We start from the raw sequence: 21,921 nt of genomic DNA on the forward strand, positions 1-21,921 counted from the left end.
TGTCACGAAGCCTGCGACAGAAATGGCCCCTTACCCCCTGCCTTTCAAGAGGCGGGGTGCGAAGCGGCAGAAACGGAACGAGATGACCGAGACAGCGCCCTGGACTACCCGCAAACCCACTGCAATGCTTGTTCTAGCCGATGGCACGGTGATTGAAGGAACAGGCATCGGTGCAACCGGCAAGGTTCAGGCCGAAGTCTGCTTCAACACGGCGCTGACGGGTTACGAGGAAATCCTCACCGACCCCTCCTATCTCGGCCAGATCGTCACCTTCACCTTCCCTCATATCGGCAATGTCGGCACCAATGAGGAAGACATTGAAGACCTGACGCCCGCCGCCCGTCGCGGCGCCGTCGGCGTCATCTTCAAGGCCGACATCACCGATCCCTCGAACTTCCGCGCCGTCAAGCATCTGGATGCCTGGCTAAAGGCGCGTGGGGTCATCGGCCTCTGCGGTATCGATACACGCGCGCTGACGGCCTGGATCCGTGAAAACGGTGCGCCGAACGCGGTCATCGCTCATGACCCGAACGGCGTCTTTGACATCGAAGCGCTGAAGGCCGAAGCCAAGGCCTGGAGCGGTCTCGTCGGCCTCGATCTCGCCATCGAAGCGACGTCCGGCCAGTCCTCCACCTGGACGGAAACGCCGTGGGTATGGAACATGGGTTACGGCACGCTCGGTGAAGCCGATGCGAAATACCACGTCGTCTGCGTGGATTTCGGCGTCAAGCGCAACATCCTGCGCCTGTTTGCCGGCCTCGATTGCAAGGTGACGGTTGTTCCGGCGCAGACCTCGGCTGAAGATATTCTGGCGCTGAAGCCGGATGGCGTCTTTCTCTCCAACGGTCCGGGAGATCCGGCCGCGACGGGCGAATATGCCGTGCCTGTTATCCAGAACCTCATCAAGAGCGAACTGCCGATCTTCGGCATCTGCCTCGGTCACCAGATGCTTGGCCTCGCCGTCGGCGCGAAGACCGAAAAGATGCATCAGGGCCACCACGGCGCCAACCACCCGGTGAAGGACTTCACGACCGGCAAGGTGGAAATCGTGTCCATGAACCACGGCTTTGCGGTCGACACCAAATCGCTGCCCGAGGGCGTCGAGGAAACCCACACGTCGTTGTTCGACGGCACCAATTGCGGCCTGCGCATCGTCGGCAAGCCGGTCTTCTCCGTCCAGCACCATCCGGAAGCATCGCCCGGCCCGCAGGACAGCCACTATCTCTTCCGCCGCTTCGTCAACCTGCTGCGCGAAAACAAGGGTGAGGCAGCGCTCGCCGAGCGCTGATCCTTTAAAATCCGAAAGTTATATGCGGCCCGCTTTTCAGCGGGCCGTTTGCATTTCGCGCTTCACCAGCACCACGAAGCGGATGGTGAGAAGAACGGCGGCCGTCGAAAGACCGATCACGAAACCGAACCATACGCCGCGTCCGCCAAAGCCGAGCGGAAAGGCCATGGTCCAGGCGAGCGCCAGCCCGATCGGCCAATAGGAAATCAGCGCCAGCATCGCCGGAATGCGTGCATCCTTAAGGCCACGCAGCAAACCTGCCGTCACGGCCTGAATGCCGTCCACCAGCTGGAAGATGCCGGCAATCACCACGAGGCTGCTGGCATAGGCAAGCACTTCAGCAGCTTCCGGCAATTTCGGATCGAGGAACCATTTCGCCAGGAATTCCGGTACGGCCGCAAACAGGATGCCACCGCAAATGGCGATGCCACAGGCGATGGCATAGATCATGATCGAGGCGCGGATGAGGTTTTTGAAATCCCCCTGGCCGCGCGCCACGCCCACACGCACCGTCGCCGCTTGGGAAAGACCAAGCGGAATCATGAAGGCGATGGAGGCGAGCTGGAGGGCAATACCGTGGGCGGCGAGCTGCACCGTGCCGATCTGCCCCATCAGGATCGAAGCGGCCGCAAACAGCGTCACTTCGGCAAGAATGGTGATACTGATCGGCAGGCCAAGCCGCAGCACTTCAAAGAGCGCATGCCAGTCCGGCCGCCAGAAGCGCACGAACAGCTCGTATTTCTTCGTTTCCTCGCGCGTCTGCACATAAGCGACGATAAAGATGAAGCTGAAGGCATTAACGATGACGGCAACAACGGCAGCACCATTCATGCCCATCGCCGGCAATCCGAAATGGCCGAAGACCAGCACATAGGCCATCAGACCGTTCATCACCAGCATGATGATGGTGACATAAAGAATGATGCCCGCACGGCCGATGGCGCTGACAAGCCCGCGCAGCACATAAAAAAGCAGCGCCGGCAGGAGGCCGAACTTGGCAATGGCGAGATAATGGCCGGTCAGTGCCGCAACATTGGGGTTCTGCCCGAGATAGACCAGAATGCGTTCGGCATTGAAGAAGATCGGCAAGGCGAGCAGCCAATAGGCGATCGCCACCCACATGCCCATGCGCAGCGAGCGGCGGGCCGATGTCGCATCGCCCTGCCCGTAAGCCTGCGCCACCATCGGCACGACGGCAACAGAAAAGCCCGAGCCGAAAATAAAGACGACGAAGAAGAACTGTCCGGCCAGCACCATGGCCGCAAGCTTCTCTGCTCCCAGCTGACCGACGATCACCATATCAGTGGTGTGGATACCAAGCTGCGCAAGCTGGGCGCCGATAAGCGGAATCCCCAGAACGAGCGTAGCCTTGAAATGCGAAAACCACGACCCCGATCCGGAAGGAACGGTTTCTGCAACAACCGACGAAGACATTGTAATTCACCTGAACCTTGGCCGTTGCCCGCGAATTGCGCAACGGCAGCACGAGGATGAATAAAATATTCCCATCCTGCACGCAACCGGCAGCAGTGCGTGATTAAAAATTACGCACATCGGCAACCACGCGAAATCCGACCGTATTGCGTCCTGACACAAGATAAATTTAGTCCAATTTTACCATTCGCTTTTATCTATTAGAACATCGGATAGTTCTTTTAAAATCATAAGCTGCATGACGCAGATTATTCCCGCCTTTGAGGCATGTTTCCCCCATCAATGTTAAAGATGACCTCGACGGTACATCCGGCTTCAAGGATCCGTAGCTTGCCAAAGAAAACCAATCTTATGACGCGCATTCTGGTTGCAGCGTCATCTCTTGTCGTTGCAGCCTTTGCAGGCTTTTCCTATTACATCGACAGCCTCCAGCATCGGGTTACTACCGAAGCAGTCGCGGAAAACATTGATTCTTCCGGCAAGCAGGCTGCGCAAAGCATCGCCAACTGGCTGAACGGTCGCATCATGCTGACACAAACGGTGGCGGCAACCCTGGCCAAGCTTCCGGATGACGAGGCAAAGCTGCGTTTTCTGGAAAATGACGTGCTGACGGCACAGTTCATGTCGACCTATTTCGGCAATGCCGAGACAGGCACCTTCACCACCTTCCCGAAGACACCGCTGCCGGAAGGTTACGATCCGCGCAAGCGTCCGTGGTATCTGGATGCGGTGAAAGCCGGCAAGACGGTTCTGACGGAACCCTATAATGACGCCTCGACCGGCGGCCTCATCATCACCGCCGCTATTCCCGTTTCCATCGATGGCAAGCTTGCCGGTGTGACAGGCAGCGATTTCTCGCTGGATACGCTGGTGAAGATGATCAAGTCGGTGGATGCCGGCACGGATGGCTACGCGTTCCTCGTCAGCAAGGACGGCAAAATCCTCATTCATCCGGATCCAAAATTCGTCGACAAGCCGCTGGCCGATCTCTTCAAGGTCGACACGCCGGCGATTTCCTCCGCGATTTCCCAGACCGAAATCGACGGCAAGGGCAAGATCACCAGCTTCATCCCGGTTGCCGGCCTACCCTCGGTCGACTGGTATCTCGGTTTCGTCGTGGATTCCGACGTCGCCTACAGCGCGATCGGCCAGTTCCGCCTGGCGGCGACCATCGCAACGGTTCTCGCCGCCGCGATCATGATTGGCCTGCTGGCGACCGTGCTGTCCCGCTTCATCGTCCGCCCTGTCACGCAGATGACCTCTGCCATGGAAGGTCTTGCCGCCGGTAATCTCGATGTCGGCATTCCCGGCCAGGAACGCACCGACCAGATCGGCTCCATGGCTGCAGCCGTCGCCGTGTTCCGCTCGAACGCCATGGAGCGCCTACGCCTTGAGGGCGATGCCGAACAGAACCGCACGCTTTCCGAACAGGAGCGCAACGAGCGCGAAAGAACGGCAGCAAAAGACGCGGCGGATATCCAGTTCGCGGTCGACTCGCTTGCCAAGGGTCTGGCGCATCTTTCCGATGGCGATCTCAACTATCGCATCGACACGCCTTTCGTGACCCGCATCGATCGCCTTCGTAACGATTTCAACAATTCCGTTGCGAAGCTGAATGCGGCGCTCAGCACGGTCGGCCAGAATGCGCTCGCCATCGACGCCGGAGCCGGCGAGATCCGCCAGTCCGCCGACGATCTGGCACGCCGCACCGAGCAGCAGGCGGCCTCCGTTGAGGAAACCGCCGCAGCACTCGAGGAGATCACCACGACGGTGAAGGATTCCGCCCGCCGTGCCGAAGAAGTCGGCCGTCTGGTCGATCGCGCCCGCGGCAATGCCGAACAGTCCGGCGTCATTGTGGAAGATGCCGTGCGTGCCATGGAAGGCATCGAAAAATCCTCGTCGGAGATCAGCAACATCATCGGCGTGATAGACGAGATCGCCTTCCAGACCAACCTGCTCGCGCTGAACGCCGGTGTCGAAGCCGCCCGCGCCGGTGAGGCCGGCAAGGGTTTTGCCGTCGTCGCACAGGAAGTGCGCGAACTCGCCCAGCGCTCCGCCAATGCCGCCAAAGCGATCAAGACATTGATCAACGCCTCGACATCGCAGGTGCAGTCCGGCGTCGAACTCGTCGGCAATGCCGGCAAGGCGCTGGAAACCATCGTTCGCGAAGTGCAGGAGATCAACCGCCACATCGATGCCATCGTGACATCGTCGCGCGAACAGTCGACCGGACTTCAGGAAATCAACACCGCCATCAACACTATCGATCAGGGCACGCAGCAGAATGCCGCCATGGTCGAGGAACAGACGGCGGCAAGCCACGGCCTTGCCTCGGAAGCGGCGGCGCTCAACGAGTTGCTTGCACAGTTCCAGCTCGCCACCGCCACGCGGCGGCAGGCGGAATATGGTCGGGCTGCTTAACGGGATAAACAATTTGTTGGATTCGCTACAGCAGGCAGACATCCGTCAAACATTACCCCCCCTCTTGGCGTCATCCTCGGGCTTGTCCCGAGGATCTAACCACGTCTCATTGATCGACACGTTGCAGATGCTCGGGACAAGCCCGAGCATGACGGAGGAGAGGTTTAGCCTGTCTCTCACCAATCTCATGGCCGGAGCAATCCGGCCATTTTTCTTCGCCACCCGGCAATAGACCATTCCCGCCAATGCCACGATCCGCTAGAGCTTGATCGATCACGATCATGCGGAGGGATCTATGCTGGAACTGATTTGGCGCGGCATTGCAATGGGCATTGGTGGCACCGTGTTTATGGATATATGGGCAATCATACTGCACCGGTTTTTCGGCCAGTCCGCGCCGAACTGGGCGCCGGTCGGCCGCTGGTTCTGGCATGTGCCGAAGGGTCGGATATTTCACGACAGCATCGCCACGGCGACACCCTATGAGCACGAACTGGCGCTCGGCTGGGTTTCGCATTACGCCGTCGGCATCCTCTACGGCATCATTCTCGCACTGGTCGTCCCGGCCGCATGGTTTGCCAATCCGTCCTTCGTTGAGCCGTGGATCGTCGGCATCGTCACAGTCGGCGCGGGCTGGTTCCTGCTGCAGCCGGGGCTGGGCATCGGCTGGGCGGCATCGAAGACGCCGAACCCCACAAAGGTCCGTATCCTGAACCTCGTTGCCCATACGGTTTTCGCACTCGGCATGTATGCCGTGGCGCTTCTGATGCGTTGAATGAAAAAGGGGGCTGAAGGCCCCCTTTTCCGTCTGATCTCTCAGATATTCGCCGAGAAAGTGTCGCAATCCTCGACACGACCATTCTGGAAGCCGCGCTTGAACCATTCCATGCGCTGCGCCGAGGTGCCGTGGTTGAAACTGTCAGGCACCACATAACCTTGCGTCTGCTTCTGCAACGTATCGTCGCCGATCTGGTGAGCCGCATTCAGCGCTTCCTCAAGATCGCCGGTCTCGAGAATGCCCTTCTGCTCGGTGAACTTGCCCCATATGCCGGCATAACAATCCGCCTGAAGCTCCACACGCACCGACATCTTGTTTGCATCCGTCTGGCTCATCGACTGGCGGCGACGGTTGAACTCCGGCAGGACACCGGTGAGGTTCTGTACGTGGTGGCCAACCTCATGCGCAATCACATAGGCCTGCGCGAAGTCGCCGGACGCGCCGAAACGCTGATCCAGTTCCTTGAAGAAGTTGGTATCGAGATAGACCTTGCGGTCACCAGGGCAATAAAACGGGCCGCTGGCAGCGGAAGCATTGCCACAGGCGGAAGAAACCTGCCCGGAGAACAGCACCAGCGTCGGTTTCTGATAGGTCTCACCGGCGGATTGGAAGATACCGCTCCAGGTATCCTCGGTTTCCGCCAGCACGGTGCGCACGAAAGCCGTCGTCTCATCAGATGACTGGCCTTGCGGACGTGTGCCGGACTGCTGAGTTCCCGATTGCGTCGTGCCGCCGCCGTCCATCGACATATCGCCGCCGGTCAGCAGCGTCAGTGGGTTGATGCCGAGCACCCAGCTGATCAACAGAATGACCAGAAGACCGCCGATCCCTATACCGCCGCCGCGACGCCCGATTGGCACGCGCATCCCGCCTCGGGAAAAAGGATCACCCGATCCCGCCGACATGCCGCGCCGGTCCTCGATATTGTCCGACTGGCGGCGCCCTCTCCATTCCATGATTGTCTCCCCGAACCTTGCTTCAAAAGCTGTAATATAACATCAGTCTAATAAAGTTTGTTCCGAAGGAAAACAGAAGGCAATAACCTTATGGTCTCTATGCGGGTCTACGTGCTCGGCTCCACCGCGAAAAAACTATGAAAAGCACGACAAGAATGACGAAGAACAACCCAGCGGATCCAAACGAGGGATCCACGAAGACAACCTCATGCATCAGGCGTCCGGGAATGAGGGTAAATCCGCCGGCAATCACGATACCGCCGAGATAAACGCTCTGCATGATGCGCATATGGCGTCGGATATCGCCGCGGCGCGCGAAATAGACCGATTGCAGACAGCCGTAAATGGTGAAGATGGACAGCAGATGGATCGGGCTGAAACCATAAAACACCTTCAATTCATGGATGAAGAAGGTCGAAACTGATGTCGCGACCATCAGCGCCACCCAGATCTTGCCGAGCAGCCGGTGGATCGCGGTGCCCTTGGGACGAAGGAAAATGAAGGCACCTAGAATGGCTGCGGGTATAACGGTGGCGACATGGAACTGCACGGCAAGCGGTGCATCTAACAAAGGCTGGAATGACATGGGCGCTGCTTCGGCTCGGTTGAAATCACCGGCAATTTCAGCGAAACATGCGGACAAGAAAAACGGATTGGCGCCATCAGCAGGAAAACTTCGTGGATCACCCGTATCTGCAATCCACGCTTCGTGAAATGCACGCCATCCTGCAATCGCGCAGGCTGTGGCTGACATTTCTTGCCGTGCTGGCGATTTTCATTCTGACCGGGCCTTTCGGGACCAGCGAAACCATGAGCTTCGCCGATCGGCTGCTTTACTGGACGATCGTCCAGGGGGGCGCCTGGATATTCGCCATATCCTTTTCGGTCATCGCCAATACAATCCTTGTAGGCCACATCGGCAACATGCTGACACGCATGATGATCGGCTCGCTGACGTCTGCACTGCCTATCGGGCTGCTGCTCACGGTCACCAATCAGATTTTCTACGGCAGGGAGATGGCTCTTGCATCGGTTCTGAAAAGCAGCCTCTCATCCCTGCCCCTCTGCGCGATCTTTTGCCTGTTGAGTTATCTCACGACCTGCCGGTCCTTCGAAAAAGTGGTGGAGGCTGCAACGGACATAAATGCAGATGCCGATCTTGACGTGAACGCCAGCATCCCATTGCTGGAGCGGCTGCCGCCGCAAAAGCGCGGAGAGTTGCTGCGACTATCCGTGCAGGATCATTACACGCAAATCGTCACCACGCGCGGGCAGCAGCTGGTTCTGCTGCGTTTTGCCGATGCGCTGAAAGAACTCGGCCAGACGGCGGGCTTGCAGGTGCATCGTTCCCACTGGATTGCCGATGCCGACATTGTTTCCCTGCGAAAACAGGCCGGCCGTCTGCATGTCATGACAAGAGACAGCACGGAAATCCCGGTTAGCCGCTCTTACCGTGCTGCGGTACAGGCCCGTTTCGCCACGCAAGTCCCTATCCGTTAAGGTTTCTGTCGATTCCGGAATTTATGGGGTTCCGTTCTCAAAAACATTTGCCTATAAGCCGCTTCTAGCCTGAAAACTTTGAATTGCGCGCCCCGGCCGGTGATCCGTCACCCTGGCTGGTGCTTTGCGCAACCAAAAAGCGGAACGAGAGAGCCATGCCGAAGCGCCAAGATATCAAGTCCATCCTCATCATCGGCGCGGGACCGATCGTTATCGGTCAGGCATGTGAATTTGACTATTCCGGCACGCAGGCGTGCAAGGCGCTGAAGGAAGAGGGTTACCGGGTCATTCTCGTCAATTCCAACCCGGCGACGATCATGACCGATCCGGGCCTTGCCGATGCGACCTATGTCGAGCCGATCACGCCCGAAGTCGTTGCCAAGATCATCGCCAAGGAGCGCCCGGATGCGCTTCTGCCGACCATGGGCGGCCAGACCGCGCTCAACACGGCGCTCTCCCTTAAGCGCATGGGTGTGCTCGACCGCTACAATGTCGAAATGATCGGCGCCAAGCCCGAGGCCATCGACATGGCCGAAGACCGTGCGCTGTTCCGCGAAGCGATGGCCCGCATCGGCCTTGAAACGCCGAAGTCGATGCTCGCCAACGCAACCGAAATCAAGGACGCCGACCGCAAGACGCACGAAGCCGCCCGCACTGAACTCAAGGCAAAACTGTCAGGCGCAGAGCTGGACAAGGCTCTCGACAACCTCGAAAACCAGTGGAACCTCGGCGAGACGGACCGCAAGCAGCGCTATATCAGCCACGCCATGGCCATTGCCGCGCAGGCCATCGACGTCGTCGGCCTGCCCGCCATTATCCGCCCGTCCTTCACCATGGGCGGCACCGGCGGCGGCATCGCCTATAACCGCTCGGAATTCTTCGAAATCATCGGCGGCGGTCTCGACGCATCGCCCACCACCGAAGTGCTGATCGAAGAATCCGTTCTCGGCTGGAAAGAATATGAAATGGAAGTGGTCCGCGACAAGGCGGACAACTGCATCATCATCTGCTCCATCGAAAACATCGACCCGATGGGTGTCCACACCGGCGATAGCATCACCGTTGCCCCTGCTTTGACGCTGACCGACAAAGAATACCAGATGATGCGCAACGCATCGATTGCGGTGTTGCGCGAGATTGGCGTCGAGACCGGCGGCTCCAACGTGCAGTTCGCCGTGAACCCGAAGGATGGCCGTCTGGTCGTCATCGAAATGAACCCGCGCGTTTCCCGCTCCTCGGCGCTTGCTTCCAAGGCAACCGGCTTCCCGATTGCCAAGGTCGCCGCGAAACTCGCTATCGGCTATACGCTGGACGAGCTGGAAAACGACATCACCGGCGGCGCCACACCTGCGTCCTTCGAGCCCTCCATCGACTACGTCGTCACCAAGATCCCGCGTTTCGCCTTCGAGAAATTCCCGGGCGCTTCGCCGATCCTCACCACCGCCATGAAGTCGGTCGGCGAAGTCATGGCCATCGGCCGTACCTTTGCCGAATCGCTGCAAAAGGCACTGCGCGGCATGGAAACCGGCCTCACCGGTCTCGATGAAATCGAAATCCCCGGTTACGAGGAAGGCGAAGGTTCCAAGAACGCCATCCGCGCCGCCATCGGCACACCGACGCCGGACCGCCTGCGCATGGTCGCACAGGCGATGCGCATGGGTATGAGCGAAGAAGAGGTCCACGAAAACTCGAAGATCGATCCGTGGTTCATCGCCCAGCTCAAGGCCATCGTCGACATGGAGGCCCGCATTCGCGAGCATGGCCTGCCGCAGGATGCCGAAAATCTGCGCATGCTGAAAGCCATGGGCTTCTCCGACGCCCGCCTCGCCAGCCTGACGTCCAAGCGCCCGAAGGAAGTGGCCGAGCTGCGCAACAGCCTGAACGTCCGCCCGGTCTTCAAGCGCATCGACACCTGTGCTGCCGAATTCGCTTCGCCCACTGCCTACATGTATTCGACCTATGAGACGCCCTTCGTCGGCGCCGCCCGCTCGGAAGCGCAGATTTCCGACCGCAAGAAGGTCGTCATTCTCGGCGGTGGTCCGAACCGTATCGGCCAGGGTATCGAGTTCGATTATTGCTGCTGCCACGCCGCCTTCGCCCTGAAGGATGCCGGCTTCGAAGCCATCATGATCAACTGCAACCCGGAAACGGTTTCGACAGACTACGACACCTCCGACCGCCTCTATTTCGAGCCGCTGACGGCTGAAGACGTGATCGAGATCATGCGCGCCGAACAGGAAAAGGGCGAACTGGTCGGCGTCATCGTGCAGTTCGGTGGCCAGACGCCGCTGAAGCTGGCCGAAGCGCTGGAGAAGAACGGCATCCCGATCCTTGGCACCGCGCCTGACATGATCGACCTCGCCGAAGACCGCGACCGTTTCCAGAAGCTGCTGATGAAGCTCGATCTTGCCCAGCCGAATAACGGCATCGCCTATTCGGTCGAGCAGGCCCGCCTCGTCGCTTCCGAAATCGGCTTCCCGCTGGTGGTTCGCCCTTCCTACGTTCTGGGTGGCCGCGCCATGCAGATCATCCATTCGGAAGGCCAGTTGCAGTCCTACCTGCTCGACACGGTTCCGGGCTTGGTGCCTGAGGACATCAAGCAGCGTTATCCGAACGACAAGACCGGCCAGATCAACACCCTGCTCGGCAAAAACCCGCTGCTGTTCGACAGCTACCTGACCAACGCCGTCGAAGTCGACGTCGATGCGCTGTGCGACGGCGAAAACGTCTTCGTCTCGGGCATCATGGAGCACATCGAAGAGGCCGGCATCCATTCGGGCGACTCGGCCTGCTCACTGCCGTCCCGTTCGCTCAGCAAGGAAACCCTTGACGAGCTGGAACGCCAGACGACGGCGCTTGCCAAGGCACTCAAGGTCGGCGGCCTGATGAACGTGCAATATGCCATCAAGGACGGCACGATCTACGTTCTCGAAGTCAACCCGCGGGCCTCGCGTACCGTGCCTTTTGTTGCCAAGACCATCGGTGCGCCGATCGCCAAGATCGCCGCTCGCGTCATGGCCGGGGAGAAGCTTGACGCGGCGATTGCCGCCTACGGCAAGAAGCCTGACCCGCGTAACCTCAAGCACATCGCCGTCAAGGAAGCCGTCTTCCCCTTCGCCCGTTTCCCCGGTGTCGACATCCTGCTCGGACCGGAAATGCGTTCGACCGGCGAAGTCATCGGCCTAGACACGGATTTCGCGCTAGCCTTCGCCAAAAGCCAGCTCGGCGCCGGCGTCGACCTGCCGCGCTCCGGCACGGTCTTCGTTTCGGTGCGTGACGAGGACAAGGAAGGCGTGCTTTCCGCCATCCGCATTCTCGTGGAAAGCGGCTTCAAGGTGCTGGCAACCGGCGGCACCCAGCGTTTCCTCGCCGAACAGGGCATCAACGCCGAAAAGATCAACAAGGTGCAGGAAGGCCGTCCGCATATCGAGGACGCCATCCGCAACCGTCAGGTCCAGCTGGTCATCAACACCACCGACAGCAACAAGGCGATCTCGGATAGCAAGTCGCTACGCCGCGCGACGCTGATGCAGAAGGTGCCTTACTACACGACGATGGCCGGTGCGGAAGCAGCAGCGCTTGCCATCAAGGCGCTGAAGGCCGGCAATCTGGAAGTGAAGCCGCTGCAAAGCTACTTCAACTAGGACTGCTGCGGGAAAGCCCACAAGATTGAAAACAAGACGCCGCGGGTCACCATGCCTGCGGCGTTTTGTTTTGCGCAATCCCGCTGCAATCTAGTTCCCATATCAAAACGACATCATTCTCACATGAGGCTCATGATGACTTTTTGCGTTCCCGAAAAACCCTCCCCCACCGCCGGCCGCGCCGCGCCCCTGAATTCGAGGGTTAATTCATGATCGGACGTCCTTCAGGGCCACAGCGGGTGGCATTTCCGCTTCGAATCGAACCCGCCATATTGAACGCGATCCGGCAGACCGCGAGCGGCGAGTTGCGCAGCATCAATGCCCAGATCGAAATTCTACTGAAAGAGGCCTTGCGACATCGCGCCACTGCAGATGCAGCGAAAGAGCCGACAGGCTGAGCAGAGGCTGCCATCTTGGGAAAACAGGCGCAGGCTTTTCCGCTTCTTACGCGGCCAGCGCCTCGCGAACGCAATTGCGCCCTTCGGTCTTTGCCCGGTAAAGCGCCCGATCCGCCTTTTCGGCGAGCATCTGGAGATCGCAGCGCATATCGCCGGTGGCGGCAACGCCGATGCTGATGGTCACCCCGACACGCAGACCGCCGCAATCGACCTCATTTATCGCAACCGCGTCGCGAATGCGCTCGCCGATCATGCAGGCTTTGTCCACACCGGCACCCGGCAGGAAAATGATGAATTCCTCGCCGCCGTAACGCGCCAGCACATCGCCGCCACGGATGCTGCCGCCGATGCGCTTTGCCACTTCCTGCAGCACGCTGTCGCCGACAGCGTGGCCAAAACGGTCATTGATCGACTTGAAGTGATCAATATCAAGCAACATGGCCGCATCAGCGGGATCGGGGGCTGCGGGCATGGTCTGGAAGAAGAAACGCCGATTCTTGACGCCTGTCAGCGGATCGGTATTCGCCAGAACCAGCAATTTCCGTTCGGACCGCTCCGCTACCAGCATCATCACAAAGAGCGAGATGGCGAAGTTGAGCATGATAATGAAGAAAAACGCCGTGACCAGATTGATGCTGGCGTAGCCTGGGAAAAGCACGCTTTTCATCACCGCAAGCGATATCAGACCGGAAACGCCTGTAATCGCACCAAGAGCCAGCCGGGAAAGAAGCGGCTCTTTCCGCCACCCGGCAAAAAGCACGCCCGCCCCGCCAAGATAGGCCAGAGCCGCACAGCCATTAAAAAGCGCCGCGCGAAATGCATTGTTGCCGGCCACCTGCAGCGCAACGCCAATCGCCAGCATGGCGACAAGACAGGTAAACAAGATGGTTTTGCGATTGACAAAGCGTCCGTCGCTCAACGTCTTCAGCCCAAGCCAGATCAGCGCATATCCGGTAATACCAAACAAAACGCTGCCAAGCTCCCAGAGGGCCGGCGAGAGGATCTTCCATTCGCCGTAACCGGCAAGCGTAGAGCCGACCGTCATCGCCGCGAAACCCGCCGCAAGAGGAACGGGGCCGGGCAAACCGCGATTACTCATCTTCAGGTAGATAAAACTCAACAACCCAACGATGTAAGAACATTTTTGCATCAGTATGACTGTTGCAAGGTCGAGTTCACCCAGCATAATATGCCCATACGGTAAATAAATTTTGAGAGAACCTATTATAATATGGAGATAAATTTTCAATAAAAATTACAGATAAACAACCTGTAAAAAGTATTATTGAGAATCATAGTCCACATTCAAAGTAAACGTTTAATACGTAAAAAAATATATTAGAATTTCCTTATTATCTCCATATCCATCCGGAAGCGCGCCATTTCCGCCTCTTTCGCCCTGATATCGGCAAGGCGCAGGAGATAGGACGGATGCACGGTGACAAAAAGCGTCCTGCCCTCCTCCATCGGTAAAGGACGCCCACGGATTTCGGTAACCTTCTCCTTGCCGCCGGTCAGCGCATAAAGCGCGGTTGCGCCCATGGCCACGATCAGTTTCGGCCGCACGAGCGCGATTTCCCGGTTAAGCCACCAGCGACATTGCTCCACCTCTCCCGCGTTGGGCCGCTGATGGATGCGCCTCTTGCCACGCGTCTCATATTTGAAGTGCTTGACGGCATTGGTGACGTAGAGCTTTTTGCGCTCGGCACCGATCTCACTGAGAGTTCTGTCAAAAAGCTGACCCGCCGGGCCTATGAAAGGCTTGCCGGCGAGATCTTCGTTATCACCGGGCTGTTCGCCGACGATCATGATATCAGCATCTTCGGGCCCCTCCCCGAAAACGGTCTGCGTCGCCTTGCAATGCAGGGCGCAGCGAGTGCATTGGCCAGCCTCCCGCGCCAGCGATTGAAGCGTGCCGTCCGACACCGGTTGCGGCATCTCGCGCGCAGACGCTGCGGCCTGCAGCCGGTGGTGGAAGGGTTGCGGCTGGCTTGCCGCCTTGGCCGCCATCTCCAGCACCCGCGCTTCCGCCCCCAGGACAAGACCGGGTATGAGGTCCGCTTCCGGCAGGTTCTTCCAGTATTTTTTCGGCATTTCCGCCGTCATCGCCTTGATCTTCAGGCGGGCCGGATTGAAAATATTGGCATAATAGGTTCGCCAGAGTTCATCCGTCTCATCCGTCAGATCGGGTTTTACCGCCGCCTCCCGCGAGGTCCGCAGCTCATCTCCATCCCACCGCGCAGACCCTTTCGGCGTCGCGATCAGCCAGTCCATATCGGTGAACCGGCGCTGGAAAAACGCTGCCGTCCGCTCGACGATGAAATGATCCGGCTCGAACCAGGCAATAAACCGCCGACGCCCGCCCTGCCCCTGCGGCAGGGGCACTTCCTTGAAACGAACGAAGGCCGTCATCTTGTGACAGTCGCGGCGCACGGATTTCTCCAGCAGCCGCGCCTCGGCAACGTCAGGATCGGACTTGAACTGCAACAGGGCGCGATCCCGCTTCAGCCGCCACAACAGCCGGTAAAGCAGCGCGAAGCGGCCGGGCTCGCTGTGACAGATGATTGCCTGCGCCAGTGCGACGAAGGAGGCGGGAACGGAAACCTGCCCGTCCCCGGCAGCAACCACCGGCAATGGCTCACCCGCAAAGTCGAGAAGCCCCGCTCCGTCATCCCGCAGCCGCCAGTCAATCATCTCAGGCCTGACATCGGCGGCAAGGGCCGCACGTGCGGCATCTCGCCACTCGCCGAACTCGCCCCGCCCTTCCAGAACCGGTCCATACATCAGAGTAGCGACAATTGTTCGGGCTGCGGCGCAAACATCGCCCGCAGGTCCGGCCGTTCGGTCAACTTGCCCGGCGTCCAGCCGTCAGCCACGACGAAGGCCTTGACCTTTTTCAGCGACACGCCAAAACGCGCCAGATCTTCCAGCCGCAGACGCCGAAACCTGCGGGAAGACAGAATGGAGGCCACGGTCTTCGTGCCGAATCCGGGCACCCGCAGCAGCATTTCCCGATCCGCCACGTTGACATCCACCGGAAACCGGTCGCGCTGTTTCAGCGCCCAGGCGAGCTTTGGGTCGATATCGAGATCGAGCATGCCGTCGCCACCGATTGCCGTTATCTCGCCGATGTCGAAACCGTAAAAACGATAAAGCCAGTCCGCCTGGTAAAGCCGATGCTCGCGCATCAGCGGCGGCTTGATGAGCGGCAGGTTTTTCGATGAATCCGGAATGGGGCTGAAAGCGGAATAATAGACGCGCCGCAGACCGTAACTGCCATAGAGCCGGGCGCTGGTGGAAAGAATGGTGCTATCGTCAGCGCCATCCGCCCCCACGATCATCTGCGTGCTCTGGCCGGCCGGTGCAAAACGTCTGGTCTTTTTTGTCCTGACGGTCGGCTCCCCCGCCTCTTCGATCTTCAGGCGGATATCCGCCATGGAGCGGCGAATATTGGCAGGCTGCTTTTCCGGCGCGAAACGACTGACACCGCTATCGGTGGGTAATTCAATATTGATCGACAGCCGATCAGCATAGAGCCCCGCCTCCTCGATGAGCTTGGGCGATGCTTCCGGAATGGATTTCAGATGGATATAACCGCGAAAACCATGGGTGACCCGCAACTCCCGCGCCACGCGCACCATCTCTTCCATCGTATGGTCGGACGAACGGATGATGCCGGAGGACAGGAACAGCCCCTCGATATAGTTGCGCCGGTAAAACTCCAGCGTCAGCCACACCACCTCCTCGGCGGTGAACCGCGCCCGCTCGACATTGCTGGAGGAGCGGTTGATGCAATAGGCGCAGTCATAGATGCAGAAATTGGTGAGCAGGATCTTCAGCAGCGAAATGCAACGCCCATCCGGGGCATAGGCATGGCAGATGCCCGACCCCTCCGTGGAGCCCAATCCGCCCGATGCTGCGGAGTTACGTTTCACCGTGCCGCTCGATGCGCAGGATGCGTCATACTTGGCCGCGTCGGAGAGAATGGCCAGCCTTTGCCTGATCGACTTCTTCATGGATATGTTCACTATATGTTCTATTGACGGCTGTCAATATTGGAAATTAAGCCATTGATTAATTAGAAAAATATCCTCGGCTCAAATTTGCTGGCATTTCGCTATCGTCTTCTGATATAGTCGGCTCAGTTCTGATTTTGGCATGGTTCCGGAGTTCCTCTCCGGAACCTGTTTCTTTTTGTGTCTGCAAGTAAAGCGACAGGAATACGAAGGATAAAAAAATGGTAGAAAAAGTACCGATGACTCAGGGTGGATTCGTCAAGCTGCAGGAGGAGCTGCGCTTTCGCCAGCAGGAGGAGCGTCCCCGTATCATCGAGGCAATTGCGGAAGCGCGCGCCCATGGCGACCTTTCGGAAAATGCCGAGTACCATGCTGCCAAGGAAGCACAGAGCCACAATGAAGGCCGCATCACCGAACTCGAAGACCTGACCGCGCGCGCGGAAGTCATCGATCTTTCCAAGATGTCCGGTTCCAAGATCAAGTTCGGCGCCACCGTCAAGCTCATCGATGAAGACAGCGATGAGGAAAAGACCTATCAGATCGTCGGCGATCAGGAAGCCGATGTGAAGGCCGGTCGCATTTCCATCTCCTCGCCGATTGCCCGCGCCCTCATCGGCAAGGAAGTCGGCGACAGCATCGAAGTCAACGCGCCGGGTGGTGCCAAGGGTTACGAGATTCTCGCAGTTCAGTGGGGCTGATTGGCCCGATGCGATGCGTCCCAAGCGGGCGCATCGCTCCCTGACGAATCGATTCTCTGGCCGTAAAGACGGAAGCCCATCTTGTCCCACGTCAGTCTGAAAGATGTGCAGGTGCTCGCGCCGAACTTCAAGCGCAGGCTCTCCGGCGTCACCTCAACCATCGTTCAGCTCATTCCGGTGCAGAACCGGCTGGGGCAGAAGGTGGCCACCATCGGCCCCGGCCTGCCGCCGCATCTGCCGCATGTGCGCTTCCGTGACCTGTGGCGGCTTTGGCAAAACGGCCCCTCTGGCGGCCCGCGCATCTGGCATGCCCGCCGCAATCTGGAAATGCTGCCGGGCATTTTCATGCGGGACGTTCTGCGCATGAAGGTGAAGCTGCTCTTCACGTCAGCCGCACAGAGACGGCATTCCGCCTATACACGCTTTCTGATTTCGAAAATGGATGCGGTGGTTGCGACAAACATCCGCTCCGGCTCGTTCCTGGAAGTGCCCCATCGCGTCGTCATGCATGGCGTCGATACCGAGCTGTTCCACCCGGCTACGCGCCCCGAAGACACGATCACGGCAACCGGCCTGCCGGGACAATATCTGATTGGCTGTTTCGGGCGGGTGCGCCATCAGAAGGGCACCGACCTCTTCGTGCGCGCCATGATCGAGCTTCTGCCCCACTACCCGCAATGGACCGCTGTCGTTTCCGGCCGCGTAACGGCAGAACACAAGGCCTTCGGTGATACGCTCAAGGCCGATGTCGCCGCAGCCGGCCTTACCGACCGGATCATCTTTCAGGGTGAAGTTGACGACATCAAGCCCTGGTACCGTCGGCTGACGCTTTATGTCGCACCATCCCGCAACGAAGGCTTCGGCTTAACACCGCTCGAAGCCATGGCCTCGGAGACGGCCGTTGTCGCCAGCAATGCCGGCGCCTATGAGGAAATGATCGTCACCGGCGAAACCGGGTCGGTCGTCGGCGCAGGTGACTATGCCTCGCTCAGAGATGCGATAAAGACCTATCTCGCCGATCCCGCACTGGCCAAAGCCCATGCAAATGCTGGACTAGCGCATGTGCGCAGCACTTTTCCGCTGGAAAAAGAAGCGACGTGCCTCGGTGAAGTCTATGAGGCGTTACAGCGGGGGTGATATCCCCCGAAATCGACCTAAGGCCGCGGCTCAGATTTCAACGAGACCGACACGCTTGACCTGGCGAATGGTCAGCATGGTGCGCACCGTGTCGACATTCTCATCCGCCGTCAGAACCTCGATGACGAAATCCTGAAACTCCGTCAAGTTCTTCGCCACGCAATGCAGCAGGAAATCGCTTTCGCCCGACACCATCCAGGCCTGCCGCACCAGCGACCATCCACCCGTCGCCGCCGCAAAGGCCTTCAGATTACTGTCGGACTGGCGCTTGAGACCGATCATGCAGAAGGCGACGAGGTCGAAACCCAGCTTCGGCGCGTTCAACATGGCGTGATACCCCTGGATCACGTCAGCTTCTTCCAGCTTGCGGACACGCCTGAGGCATGGCGGCGCGGAAATTCCGACCCTTTCGGCCAGCTCCACGTTGGTCATGCGCCCGTCGCGCTGCAATTCGCGCAGGATTTTCAGATCGATGGCATCGAGTTCGACGCTGGTCACGGAGAAGTACCTCGTTAAGCTGGAGAACTTCCTTGTACTACCAGGCGCAGGATTCGCAACATTATGCCACCTCCCGGTCACAAAATTGCGCACGCATCCACAACTGCCTTGTTGGTAACGCAAGGCTGCCCTTGAATAAAGACACTAGACAACCTTAAATACCGGGCAACGAAGGGGTTGCGGCCTATCCGCCGTCTTGCGGCTGGATGGCTTTGCCGCCGAAAGGCCCCGCTGCTGAAAAAAGGAATATTTCCATGTCTGCCCGCCACACGAAGGTATTGATCATTGGCTCCGGTCCCGCCGGTTATACCGCGGCGATCTACGCGGCCCGCGCAATGCTGAAACCCGTGTTGATTGCCGGCATGGAACAGGGTGGCCAGCTGATGATCACCACCGATGTTGAAAACTACCCGGGCTTCGCCGATCCGATCCAGGGCCCGTGGCTGATGGACCAGATGCTGAAGCAGGCAACCCATGTGGGCGCGGAAATCGTCAGCGACCTCGTGACCGAAGTTGAGACCAATGTGCGGCCTTTCGTCGTGAAGACCGATTCCGGTCAGGTCTGGACCGCCGACACGCTGATCATCGCCACCGGCGCCAAGGCCAAATGGCTCGGTATCGAGAGCGAGCAGCATTTCCAGGGCTTTGGCGTTTCCGCCTGCGCCACCTGCGATGGGTTTTTCTATCGCAACAAGGATGTGATCGTGGTCGGCGGCGGCAACTCCGCCGTGGAGGAAGCGCTTTATCTCGCGCATATCGCCAAGTCTGTGACCGTCGTGCACCGCCGCGACAGCTTCCGCTCGGAAAAAATCCTGCAGGAACGGCTGTTCGCCAAGGAAAACGTCAAGATTCTCTGGAATACGGAAATCGCCGAAATCACCGGCGCGCCGGCAAAACCGCCCATGCCGCCTTCCGTTTCCGGCGTCAGGCTGCGTGACACCAAGACTGGTGCGATCAGCGACACGCCCATCGATGGCGTTTTTGTCGCCATCGGCCACGCCCCGGCGGTCGAACTGTTCAAGGGCAAGGTGAAGCTCAAGGATAACGGCTACATGTGGACTGCTCCCGATTCCACGGCCACCGACGTGGAAGGTATTTTCGCCGCCGGCGACGTTACCGACGACATTTACCGCCAGGCGATCACCGCCGCCGGCATGGGCTGCATGGCCGCTCTCGAAGCGGAACGTTATCTCACCGCGCAACAACCGCTCGCGGTTGCAGCGGAATAACCGAAAGGCAGGATAGGCATGGCAATGCCATTGGACTGGGATAAACTGCGCATTTTTCATGCCGCAGCCGAAGCAGGGTCTTTCACCCATGCTGCCGACAAGCTGCATTTGTCCCAGTCGGCCATCAGCCGCCAGGTCAGCGCACTGGAACAGGATGTTGGCGTGAAGCTTTTTCACCGCCATGCTCGCGGCCTGATCCTCACCGAACAGGGCGAGTTGTTGTATCGCACCGCCCATGACGTGCTGCTGAAGCTCGAAACGGTGAAGATGCAACTGACCGAAACGACGGAGAAGCCGAGCGGCAAGCTGCGCGTGACGACGACCGTCGGTCTCGGCCAGGGCTGGCTGACGGACAAGGTGCAGGAATTCCTGCAACTCTATCCGGAGATGTCGATCCAGCTCATCCTCGACAACGAGGAACTGGACGTGAACATGCGCCATGCCGATTGCGCCATCCGCCTGCGTCAGCCGCAGCAGTCGGACCTTATCCAGCGCAAGCTGTTCACGGTGCACATGCACGTCTATGCCGCACCGTCCTACATCAATCGCCATGGCGAGCCGCAGTCGGTCGAAGATCTCGATAATCACCGTATCATCTCCTTTGGCGAACCCGCGCCTAACTATCTGCTCGACGTTAACTGGCTGGAGAATGCCGGACGATCGTCCGACAACACGCGCATTCCGCATCTGCAGATCAACAGCCAGACCTCGATCAAACGGGCCTGCCTGCTGGGAATAGGTATCGCCTGTTTGCCTGATTATATCGTCGGTCGCGATCCCGGCCTCATCCAGCTGTCCCTCGCCGCAGACATTCCGTCATTCGATACCTATTTCTGCTATCCCGACGAGATGAAAAACGCTGCAAAGCTGAAGGCTTTCCGCGACTTCATCGTCGCCAAGGCGCGGAACTGGAACTTCTGACGTAAAAATAGTCGACGTTGAAAGATAATCCTTAAAATTCAAAGTCTTACAAAGGCAGAAGCAAGAGGGGCGCGCAGGCGCCCTTCTTCAGCTTTGCACATAAAATATACCGGAAATATCGAGGGCTGCGCGGCACGCATGCCTGACCTGCACAAAAAAGAGTTGTTTCGTGCACAAAAAAACACCAAATAGCTCTCAGTTGATGCACACGGTGGCTTTTCCTCCCAGTTCCACCGCATCAGCTGTTCCCCTCTGGAGGTTTTTGACCTTCACACTTAAAGGGCCCTGGATCTATCCGGCGGCCCTCTTTTTTTACCCGCAAGAATTTTCTCCAAATTGGCGAAATATCGCATGATGCAACCTTGTTTTGCATTCTTGCCGCTCCCATATTTTAGTTAGCTGTCACGCTTGCCCACGGCACGCGACAGCTGTTCCCCTCTGGAGGTTTTGACCTTCAAACTTGTCAGGCCGCGGAGCAATCCAGCGGCCTTCTTTTTTGGAGCCGCTTGCCACGATGCTCACAGAGACGTGACTTGTATATCGAGATTGGTCGATATACATATCGGTCATGTCAGATATTAAAGAAGCACAGATGAACCCGGAGGACGTCCTCAAGGCCCTTTCACACCCGGCAAGGCTGAAATTTCTGGAATGGCTGAAAAGCCCTGAAAATCATTTCTGTCAGGAACATCCGCTCAGCATGGGCGTGTGCGCCAACCAGTTTCAGATCAGCGGCCTGTCGCAATCCACCGTCTCGTCGCATCTGGCGGTGTTGCAGGCAGCCGGCCTCATCCGGTCGAAAAAGGTCGGGCAATGGGTGTTTTTCGAACGCAACGAAGAAACCATCGATGCCTTCCGCAATTATCTACAAGCCAATCTCTGAGCCTCCCAAGCTTTGAGCCCCGGGGTGCTGGACTGGAAACCACAGCGGTTTTCGTTCCGGCACCCGAAAAGCACAGCGCGCCTGCCGCGCAATTTCGCCAACCGACCAGAAAGTGAAGTC

18 protein-coding genes are annotated in these 21,921 nt (G+C 58.6%); 11 read left to right on the top strand and 7 right to left on the bottom strand.

Annotated features, from left to right (window positions below):
* Positions 1-82: 82 nt before the first annotated feature.
* Entirely contained in the window at positions 83-1,288 is a 1,206-nt protein-coding gene (gene carA / locus GSF67_RS10005; protein ID WP_035214638.1) for a glutamine-hydrolyzing carbamoyl-phosphate synthase small subunit, read from the top strand.
* Positions 1,289-1,324: 36 nt separating this feature from the next.
* On the opposite strand, the gene GSF67_RS10010 is transcribed toward carA, so the two are convergent.
* Positions 1,325-2,722 carry an MATE family efflux transporter gene (locus tag GSF67_RS10010; RefSeq protein WP_006310577.1) on the bottom strand — a complete coding sequence of 466 codons (1,398 nt, stop codon included), beginning with the start codon at positions 2,720-2,722 and terminating at the stop codon, positions 1,325-1,327.
* 330 nt (positions 2,723-3,052) lie between these two features.
* Between GSF67_RS10010 and GSF67_RS10015 the strand changes: the two genes are divergently transcribed.
* Positions 3,053-5,143 (top strand): methyl-accepting chemotaxis protein, encoded by a 2,091-nt coding sequence (locus tag GSF67_RS10015; RefSeq protein ID WP_035214640.1) that lies wholly within the window; start codon positions 3,053-3,055, stop codon positions 5,141-5,143.
* Between the two features lie 295 nt (positions 5,144-5,438).
* Positions 5,439-5,918, top strand: coding sequence for a DUF2938 domain-containing protein (locus GSF67_RS10020; RefSeq protein ID WP_006310580.1), 480 nt, complete (start codon positions 5,439-5,441; stop codon positions 5,916-5,918).
* A 41-nt stretch (positions 5,919-5,959) separates the two neighbouring features.
* Here GSF67_RS10020 and GSF67_RS10025 read toward each other — a convergent pair whose 3' ends face one another.
* Complete coding sequence (locus tag GSF67_RS10025) at positions 5,960-6,877, bottom strand: neutral zinc metallopeptidase (RefSeq protein ID WP_006310581.1); 918 nt, start codon at positions 6,875-6,877, stop codon at positions 5,960-5,962.
* Between the two features lie 97 nt (positions 6,878-6,974).
* Positions 6,975-7,463, bottom strand: coding sequence for a DUF2306 domain-containing protein (locus GSF67_RS10030; protein ID WP_006310582.1), 489 nt, complete (start codon positions 7,461-7,463; stop codon positions 6,975-6,977).
* A gap of 47 nt (positions 7,464-7,510) precedes the next feature.
* Between GSF67_RS10030 and GSF67_RS10035 the strand changes: the two genes are divergently transcribed.
* From GSF67_RS10035 to GSF67_RS10045, 3 genes are all read left to right on the top strand, one after another.
* Positions 7,511-8,377, top strand: a complete 867-nt coding sequence (locus tag GSF67_RS10035; RefSeq protein WP_006310583.1) for a LytTR family DNA-binding domain-containing protein — start codon at positions 7,511-7,513, stop codon at positions 8,375-8,377.
* A gap of 155 nt (positions 8,378-8,532) precedes the next feature.
* Positions 8,533-12,021: a carbamoyl-phosphate synthase large subunit gene (gene carB / locus GSF67_RS10040; protein WP_006310585.1), complete on the top strand. Its 3,489-nt coding sequence runs from the start codon at positions 8,533-8,535 to the stop codon at positions 12,019-12,021.
* A gap of 209 nt (positions 12,022-12,230) precedes the next feature.
* Positions 12,231-12,419 (top strand): hypothetical protein, encoded by a 189-nt coding sequence (locus GSF67_RS10045; RefSeq protein WP_010972609.1) that lies wholly within the window; start codon positions 12,231-12,233, stop codon positions 12,417-12,419.
* Between the two features lie 46 nt (positions 12,420-12,465).
* Here the strand turns inward: GSF67_RS10045 and GSF67_RS10050 are convergent, their stop codons facing one another.
* The 3 genes from GSF67_RS10050 to GSF67_RS10060 form a co-directional block, all read right to left on the bottom strand.
* Positions 12,466-13,605 carry a GGDEF domain-containing protein gene (locus GSF67_RS10050; RefSeq protein ID WP_006310587.1) on the bottom strand — a complete coding sequence of 380 codons (1,140 nt, stop codon included), beginning with the start codon at positions 13,603-13,605 and terminating at the stop codon, positions 12,466-12,468.
* Between the two features lie 152 nt (positions 13,606-13,757).
* Positions 13,758-15,203 (bottom strand): UdgX family uracil-DNA binding protein, encoded by a 1,446-nt coding sequence (locus tag GSF67_RS10055; RefSeq protein ID WP_006310588.1) that lies wholly within the window; start codon positions 15,201-15,203, stop codon positions 13,758-13,760.
* Positions 15,203-16,435, bottom strand: a complete 1,233-nt coding sequence (locus GSF67_RS10060) for a putative DNA modification/repair radical SAM protein (protein ID WP_006310589.1) — start codon at positions 16,433-16,435, stop codon at positions 15,203-15,205. Before GSF67_RS10060 ends, GSF67_RS10055 begins: the two co-directional genes overlap by 1 nt.
* A 221-nt stretch (positions 16,436-16,656) precedes the next feature.
* On the opposite strand from GSF67_RS10060, the gene greA reads away from it, so the two are divergent.
* Together greA and GSF67_RS10070 are read left to right on the top strand one after the other, a co-directional pair.
* Positions 16,657-17,133: a transcription elongation factor GreA gene (greA, locus tag GSF67_RS10065; protein WP_010972123.1), complete on the top strand. Its 477-nt coding sequence runs from the start codon at positions 16,657-16,659 to the stop codon at positions 17,131-17,133.
* 81 nt (positions 17,134-17,214) lie between these two features.
* Positions 17,215-18,270 (top strand): glycosyltransferase family 4 protein, encoded by a 1,056-nt coding sequence (locus tag GSF67_RS10070; protein WP_006310591.1) that lies wholly within the window; start codon positions 17,215-17,217, stop codon positions 18,268-18,270.
* A gap of 30 nt (positions 18,271-18,300) precedes the next feature.
* On the opposite strand, the gene GSF67_RS10075 is transcribed toward GSF67_RS10070, so the two are convergent.
* Entirely contained in the window at positions 18,301-18,768 is a 468-nt protein-coding gene (locus GSF67_RS10075; protein ID WP_006310592.1) for an Lrp/AsnC family transcriptional regulator, read from the bottom strand.
* Between the two features lie 254 nt (positions 18,769-19,022).
* Between GSF67_RS10075 and trxB the strand changes: the two genes are divergently transcribed.
* The 3 genes from trxB to GSF67_RS10090 all read left to right on the top strand — a co-directional run bounded on the left by trxB (position 19,023) and on the right by GSF67_RS10090 (position 21,801).
* Complete coding sequence (gene trxB, locus GSF67_RS10080) at positions 19,023-19,997, top strand: thioredoxin-disulfide reductase (protein WP_004430412.1); 975 nt, start codon at positions 19,023-19,025, stop codon at positions 19,995-19,997.
* Positions 19,998-20,021: 24 nt separating this feature from the next.
* On the top strand, positions 20,022-20,918 hold the full coding sequence (locus GSF67_RS10085) for a LysR family transcriptional regulator VtlR (RefSeq protein WP_035214662.1): 897 nt from the start codon (positions 20,022-20,024) through the stop codon (positions 20,916-20,918).
* A 592-nt stretch (positions 20,919-21,510) separates the two neighbouring features.
* Positions 21,511-21,801 carry a helix-turn-helix transcriptional regulator gene (locus tag GSF67_RS10090; RefSeq protein WP_006310595.1) on the top strand — a complete coding sequence of 97 codons (291 nt, stop codon included), beginning with the start codon at positions 21,511-21,513 and terminating at the stop codon, positions 21,799-21,801.
* The last annotated feature ends 120 nt before the right edge of the window (positions 21,802-21,921 follow it).

It is taken from the genome of Agrobacterium sp. CGMCC 11546 (genome assembly GCF_013365515.1).
Lineage (GTDB): Bacteria > Pseudomonadota > Alphaproteobacteria > Rhizobiales > Rhizobiaceae > Agrobacterium > Agrobacterium fabrum.

Coding starts and splice junctions, on each gene's coding strand:
- carA (WP_035214638.1), top strand. CDS start 83: ATGACCGAGACAGCGCCCTGGACTACCCGCAAACCCACTGCAATGCTT.
- GSF67_RS10010 (WP_006310577.1), bottom strand. CDS start 2,722: ATGTCTTCGTCGGTTGTTGCAGAAACCGTTCCTTCCGGATCGGGGTCG.
- GSF67_RS10020 (WP_006310580.1), top strand. CDS start 5,439: ATGCTGGAACTGATTTGGCGCGGCATTGCAATGGGCATTGGTGGCACC.
- GSF67_RS10025 (WP_006310581.1), bottom strand. CDS start 6,877: ATGGAATGGAGAGGGCGCCGCCAGTCGGACAATATCGAGGACCGGCGC.
- GSF67_RS10030 (WP_006310582.1), bottom strand. CDS start 7,463: ATGTCATTCCAGCCTTTGTTAGATGCACCGCTTGCCGTGCAGTTCCAT.
- GSF67_RS10035 (WP_006310583.1), top strand. CDS start 7,511: ATGCGGACAAGAAAAACGGATTGGCGCCATCAGCAGGAAAACTTCGTG.
- carB (WP_006310585.1), top strand. CDS start 8,533: ATGCCGAAGCGCCAAGATATCAAGTCCATCCTCATCATCGGCGCGGGA.
- GSF67_RS10045 (WP_010972609.1), top strand. CDS start 12,231: ATGATCGGACGTCCTTCAGGGCCACAGCGGGTGGCATTTCCGCTTCGA.
- GSF67_RS10050 (WP_006310587.1), bottom strand. CDS start 13,605: ATGCTGGGTGAACTCGACCTTGCAACAGTCATACTGATGCAAAAATGT.
- GSF67_RS10055 (WP_006310588.1), bottom strand. CDS start 15,203: ATGTATGGACCGGTTCTGGAAGGGCGGGGCGAGTTCGGCGAGTGGCGA.
- GSF67_RS10060 (WP_006310589.1), bottom strand. CDS start 16,435: ATGAAGAAGTCGATCAGGCAAAGGCTGGCCATTCTCTCCGACGCGGCC.
- greA (WP_010972123.1), top strand. CDS start 16,657: ATGGTAGAAAAAGTACCGATGACTCAGGGTGGATTCGTCAAGCTGCAG.
- trxB (WP_004430412.1), top strand. CDS start 19,023: ATGTCTGCCCGCCACACGAAGGTATTGATCATTGGCTCCGGTCCCGCC.
- GSF67_RS10085 (WP_035214662.1), top strand. CDS start 20,022: ATGCCATTGGACTGGGATAAACTGCGCATTTTTCATGCCGCAGCCGAA.
- GSF67_RS10090 (WP_006310595.1), top strand. CDS start 21,511: ATGAACCCGGAGGACGTCCTCAAGGCCCTTTCACACCCGGCAAGGCTG.